The 5,458-nt window shown below is 55.1% G+C and carries 7 protein-coding genes; 4 read left to right on the forward strand and 3 right to left on the reverse strand.

Going from position 1 to position 5,458, the window contains the following annotated elements:
• Positions 1 to 92, forward strand: a 92-nt coding sequence (locus tag M0974_RS12505; protein ID WP_297831952.1) for an IS3 family transposase, incomplete at its 5' end; no start/stop codon positions are given.
• Positions 93 to 203: 111 nt separating this feature from the next.
• Here M0974_RS12505 and M0974_RS12510 read toward each other — a convergent pair.
• On the reverse strand, positions 204 to 800 hold the full coding sequence (locus M0974_RS12510) for a YceI family protein (protein WP_297836723.1): 597 nt from the start codon (positions 798 to 800) through the stop codon (positions 204 to 206).
• 29 nt (positions 801 to 829) lie between these two features.
• Positions 830 to 1,378, reverse strand: coding sequence for a cytochrome b (locus M0974_RS12515; RefSeq protein ID WP_297836713.1), 549 nt, complete (start codon positions 1,376 to 1,378; stop codon positions 830 to 832).
• A gap of 299 nt (positions 1,379 to 1,677) precedes the next feature.
• On the opposite strand from M0974_RS12515, the gene M0974_RS12520 reads away from it, so the two are divergent.
• Both M0974_RS12520 and M0974_RS12525 read left to right on the forward strand, forming a co-directional pair.
• Positions 1,678 to 3,084 carry an adenosylmethionine--8-amino-7-oxononanoate transaminase gene (locus M0974_RS12520; RefSeq protein WP_297836716.1) on the forward strand — a complete coding sequence of 469 codons (1,407 nt, stop codon included), beginning with the start codon at positions 1,678 to 1,680 and terminating at the stop codon, positions 3,082 to 3,084.
• A gap of 110 nt (positions 3,085 to 3,194) precedes the next feature.
• Positions 3,195 to 3,914, forward strand: coding sequence for a 16S rRNA (uracil(1498)-N(3))-methyltransferase (locus tag M0974_RS12525; protein ID WP_297836718.1), 720 nt, complete (start codon positions 3,195 to 3,197; stop codon positions 3,912 to 3,914).
• Between the two features lie 147 nt (positions 3,915 to 4,061).
• On the opposite strand, the gene M0974_RS12530 is transcribed toward M0974_RS12525, so the two are convergent.
• Positions 4,062 to 4,679, reverse strand: coding sequence for a hemolysin III family protein (locus tag M0974_RS12530; protein ID WP_297836726.1), 618 nt, complete (start codon positions 4,677 to 4,679; stop codon positions 4,062 to 4,064).
• 169 nt (positions 4,680 to 4,848) lie between these two features.
• On the opposite strand from M0974_RS12530, the gene M0974_RS12535 reads away from it, so the two are divergent.
• Positions 4,849 to 5,421, forward strand: coding sequence for a chromate transporter (locus M0974_RS12535; protein WP_297836721.1), 573 nt, complete (start codon positions 4,849 to 4,851; stop codon positions 5,419 to 5,421).
• Positions 5,422 to 5,458: the final 37 nt, after the last annotated feature.

A 5,458-nucleotide genomic window follows, 5' to 3' on the forward strand; every position in this document is an offset into this window, starting at 1 on the left:
AATACATCCATTACTACAACCATGATCGCATCAAGCTGAAACTGAACGGGCTGAGCCCTGTGGCGTACAGGACCCAGTCTGCTGCGGCTTAGCTATTTTTTGTCCAATTTTTTGGGGTCAGTTCAGAACCTCGGATCTACGGGGTGTCAAAAACAAAAACGCCGACCCTAGGGCCGGCGTTTTGGTGTTACTCAGCACAAAGCTTATTTGGCTTTGACGCCTTCAAACGCGATGATCAGTTCCAGCGATTCAGACGCTGGGCCCAAATTCATCATCGTGCCGAAATCAGAACGTTTGATCGTAGTGGTGCCTTCAAAACCAGCGCGGTAGCCGCCCCACGGATCCTTGCCTTCACCCAAGAAGGTCGACTTGACCACAACCGACTTGGTAACACCGTGCAAGGTCAGGTCGCCCGTCACGTCAGCAGTAACCTTGCCGTCAGCATCTTTACCGGTCGTTTTGACCGAGGTGGAGACGAATGTAGCTTCAGGGTACTTGGCAACATCAAGGAAGTCCTTGCTGCTGATGTGCTTGTCACGTTCAGCCTGGTTAGTGAACACGCTGGCGGTCTTCAGCGTAATGCTGATCTTGCTGTCTTCAGGCTTGGCGGCGTCAAAGCTGAACGAGCCATCCCAGTCCTTGAACGTACCGTAGATGAAGCTGTAGCCCAAGTGGCTGATCTTGAAGTTGATGAAGGCGTGCTGGCCTTCCTTGTCGACTTTGTAATCAGCGGCCATCGCCTGACCGGCCGACAACAGAGCGGTACCCAGTGCCAGAGCAGCGAACGTCTTCTTCAACAACATGCTGTAGTTCCTATTTAGTTTGAACATTAGTCGCGACCCAACATGCGCGTAAGGGTCACATCACGATCGATAAAGTGGTGTTTCAACGCTGCAAGGCCGTGGAGTCCTGAAAAGACCACCAGAATCCAGGCCAAGTACAAGTGAACGGCGCCAGCGACATCTGCCTGATTGGGAATGCTGTCGATCAACGACGGCACTTCGAACAGACCAAACACCGAGATCCCCACACCGTCGGCGGTGGAAATGAGGTAACCGGCAATCATCGTGGCAAACAAACCGACATACAAAAAAAGATGACCGAATTTGGCACCCAGACGCGTCCACTTACCGTAAGTCGATAGGGCTGGCGGCGGTGGACTGATCAAACGCCAAACGATTCGGAACAACATCACGGCAAACAATGTTATGCCGATGCTTTTATGCAGGTCCGGCGCGGCCTTGCGCCAGGTGTCGTAGTAATCTAGCCCAACCATCCAGAGCCCGAGCGCGAACAAGCCAAACACGACGACCGCCACGCCCCAGTGCAGCAGCATGCCGACCAGACCATAACGAGAGGAGGAGTTGCGTAGCTGCATGCCGATTACCTTCTAAGAATGGGTCCAAGATTAGCTTTTTATCTATCGAATGGAAGCGCAAATTTTCGCTACGAAATATCGAGAAATACGATAGATATTCGGCCGATATTATTGGAATGCCAGCATCCCGATATTGCGTCACCAACAATACTGCCCCATGACAATCGGCCAACAGACCCCGACGAGCGGTAATGTCTCGTCATTCAATGTCACAAGAGGTTGTTCCGCAGCCATGCTGCGCATAGGCTTGCGCGATTGTTTGCCCTCGCGCCAAGCGAGTTGTTACCAGGAGATTACCCATGGGCTTGAATAACCAGTGGATGCAGCGCGACCTCGCGGTGCTCTGGCATCCTTGCACCCAGATGAAAGACCACGAAAGTTTACCCCTGATCCCAATCAAAAGCGGCAAGGGCGTATGGCTCGAAGACTTCGAAGGCAAACGCTACCTTGATGCTGTCAGCTCGTGGTGGGTCAATGTGTTTGGCCATTCCAATCCGCGCATCAACCAGCGGATCAAGGATCAAGTCGATCAGTTGGAGCACGTTATCCTCGCAGGCTTCAGCCATCAGCCAGTGATCGAGCTGTCCGAGCGACTGATCAAAATGACGCCCGAAGGGTTGACCCGCTGCTTTTACGCCGACAACGGTTCGTCGTGCATCGAAGTTGCGCTGAAAATGAGCTTCCACTACTGGCTCAATCGCGGTCAGCCGAACAAAAAACGTTTCGTTACGCTAACCAACAGCTATCACGGCGAAACCATGGCCGCGATGTCAGTGGGTGACGTACCACTGTTTACCGAAACCTACAAAGCACTGCTGCTCGACACTATTAAAGTACCGAGCCCTGATTGCTACCACCGCCCCGAAGGCATGGGCTGGGCAGAGCATTCGCGCAACATGTTCGCCGCCATGGAACAGACGTTGGCCGAGCACCACGACACGGTTGCAGCGGTGATCGTCGAGCCGTTGATTCAGGGCGCAGGCGGCATGCGCATGTACGATCCGATTTACCTCAAGCTGCTGCGCGATGCCTGTGATCGTTATGGCGTGCATTTGATCCACGATGAAATCGCCGTCGGCTTCGGGCGCACCGGTACCATGTTCGCCTGCGAACAAGCGGGTATTACGCCGGACTTCTTGTGTCTGTCCAAAGCATTGACCGGTGGCTACTTGCCGTTGGCCGCGTGTATCACTACCGATGAGGTGTACAACGCGTTCTACGATGACTATTCATCCCTGCGCGCTTTCCTGCATTCCCACAGCTACACCGGCAACCCCCTCGCCTGTGCGGCAGCGTTGGCGACGCTGGATATTTTCGAACAAGACAACGTCATCGAGAACAACAAAGCCTTGGCAACACGTATGGCCAGCGCGACCGCGCATTTGGTTGACCATCCGAACGTGGCTGAAGTGCGCCAGACCGGCATGGCCGTGGCAATCGAAATGGTTCAGGACAAGGCCACAAAAACAGCTTACCCGTGGCAAGAGCGACGTGGGCTGAAGGTGTTCCAGCATGCATTGGAGCGCGGCGCCCTGCTCCGTCCGCTGGGCAGCGTGGTGTATTTTCTGCCGCCTTATGTGATTACACCGGAAGAGATCGACTTCCTGGCCGAGGTTGCCACCGAAGGCATCGACATCGCGACCCGCACCAGTGTTAGCGTGGCCGTACATGAGAATTTCCACCCGAATTTTCGTGATCCAGGCTGATTCCACGTAATGCTCCTACAGAGAGTCGGCATGCCACCCTGTGGGAGCGAATTCATTCGCGAAGAGTCATTGTCAGACGCCGCCACATCTACTGATTCCAGAGACCCAACATGAGACTGTCCCGTTTTTTTATCGATGCGCCATTGAGCCTTGGCGAGCACGAACTGCCAGAAGCCCAGGCGCATTACATCGGCCGTGTATTGCGCATGGCCGAAGGTGACGCGCTGCAATTGTTCGACGGATCGGGCAGCGAGTTTCGCGGCACGTTACTGGAAGTCGGCAAGAAACGCGTGCGGGTGACACTGGACGAAAAATTCGCAGGGCAAAAGGAATCAGCGTTGAGAATCCATCTGGGCCAAGGCTTGTCTCGCGGCGAGCGCATGGACTGGGCAATTCAGAAGGCCACCGAGCTGGGTGTACGCGAGATAACACCCATTATCAGCGAGCGCTGTGAAGTTCGTCTCAAAGACGAGCGCGCCGAGAAGCGTCAGCTGCATTGGAAACAAATCGCGATCAGCGCCTGCGAGCAATGCGGACGCTCTGTGGTGCCGGTGATCCATCCGCCGCTGGCACTCGCTGACTGGCTGAAGCAAACCGACGCTGATTTGAAACTGGTGCTGCACCCGGTCGCCGAGCCGCTGAGCCGCCACGACAAACCCTTCACCCTGGCCTTTTTGATTGGCCCTGAAGGCGGACTCAACGATGCTGAAATTGATCAGGCGAAAGTCGCAGGCTTCCACGCCGCCCGCCTCGGCCCCCGCGTACTGCGAACCGAAACCGCGCCGGTAGTGGCGTTAAGTGTCGCGCAACAACTGTGGGGTGATTTCTAAACTGCTTTGCGTGGCTCACTTTCTTGTGGGACCGAATTCATTCGGGAAGTTCTTGTGGGCGCCAACGTTGTTAAAGACAGACCGTGTCGCTGCTTTCCCGAATGAATTCGGTCCCACAGCATAAATAGATCAATGTGTTTTCAGCCCTCACAACACATAAAACAAAATCGCCACAAATTGCAGCAAACTGCCGACGATCACGAACAAATGCCAGATGCCATGCCAGTGCCGAAAACGCGTGTCATACGCGAAAAAAATAATACCGATGGTGTATGAAATTCCGCCACCGGCCAACCACATGAACCCCGCCGTACCCAGCGCAGCCAATAACGGTTTGACCGCCACCAACACGATCCACCCCATCACCGCATAGATCACGATGGACATCACTCGCGCTTCAGAGCGCGGTTTGATTTCCTGCAACATGCCGATCACCGCCAGCCCCCAGACGATACCGAACAGCGTCCAACCCCACGGGCCACGCAGCGTCACCAGACAAAAGGGCGTGTAACTGCCGGCAATCAGTAAGTAAATCGACAGGTGATCAACCTTCTGCATGATCACCTTCGCCCGTCCGCGAACGCTGTGATAAACCGTCGATGCGCTGTACAGCACAATCAGCGTTACGCCATAAATAGCCATGCTGACGATCTTCCAGACATCGCCACCCATGCTAGCCAACACCAGCATCCAGACCACGCCGATAAACGCCACTACCGCACCTACCAAGTGGGTCCAGGCGTTGAAACGTTCTCCGTGATACATATTCAACCTCAAATGCGCCACAACCAAGCGTGCAAGGCTCACGGTTCTGCGTCGAAAGCGCAATCCCCGGTCGAGGATCAACGCAACTTCAGTCTATAAACAGCTAGGGTAATTAGCCTCCTAACGTTCACACTGAGCACGTTCACCCTTACCTTCTTCGGGAATCGACATGGAACCCTCCAACCGTATTCGCCCAACGCTGTGGGAGCTGTTTTACAACTTTGCCATGGTCGGGCTGTGTGGGTTTGGTGGGGTCATGCCGTGGGCGCGACAGATGATGGTCGACCGTCGCAAATGGGTCGATGAGGCTGAGTTTGCCGAACTGCTGACCACCGGCCAGTTTTTTCCCGGACCGAATATCGGCAACATCAGCATCATTTTCGGCAGACGCCAGCAAGGGCTCGCCGGGGCGTGGGTATCCATCGTCGGGCTGTATCTATTCCCCACCATCGTCACGATTCTCGCCGGTTTCGCCTACACCAAGTGGTGGAGTGTTTACGCGGTGCAACAAGTATTCGGCGCCGTGATGCCGATCGCCACCGGCCTGATGCTTGGCACCACCCTGCGCTTGCTCAAAGCCATGCCGCGCAACATTCACACCCTGTCAGTGTTCGTCATCACCTTCGTGTTGATCGGGTTGCTAGTGTTGCCGCTGTGGATGGTGTTGTTGATCTGCATCCCGCTGTCGCTGGCCCTCAGTTACCTCACGCCTGGCGTGCGCGCCCACCAAGGCGAGGTCTGAACCATGCAGACGGTGCTACTGCAATTGGCGTTTAACT

This window comes from Pseudomonas sp., assembly GCF_026224925.1.
In the GTDB taxonomy this organism is placed as follows: domain Bacteria; phylum Pseudomonadota; class Gammaproteobacteria; order Pseudomonadales; family Pseudomonadaceae; genus Aquipseudomonas.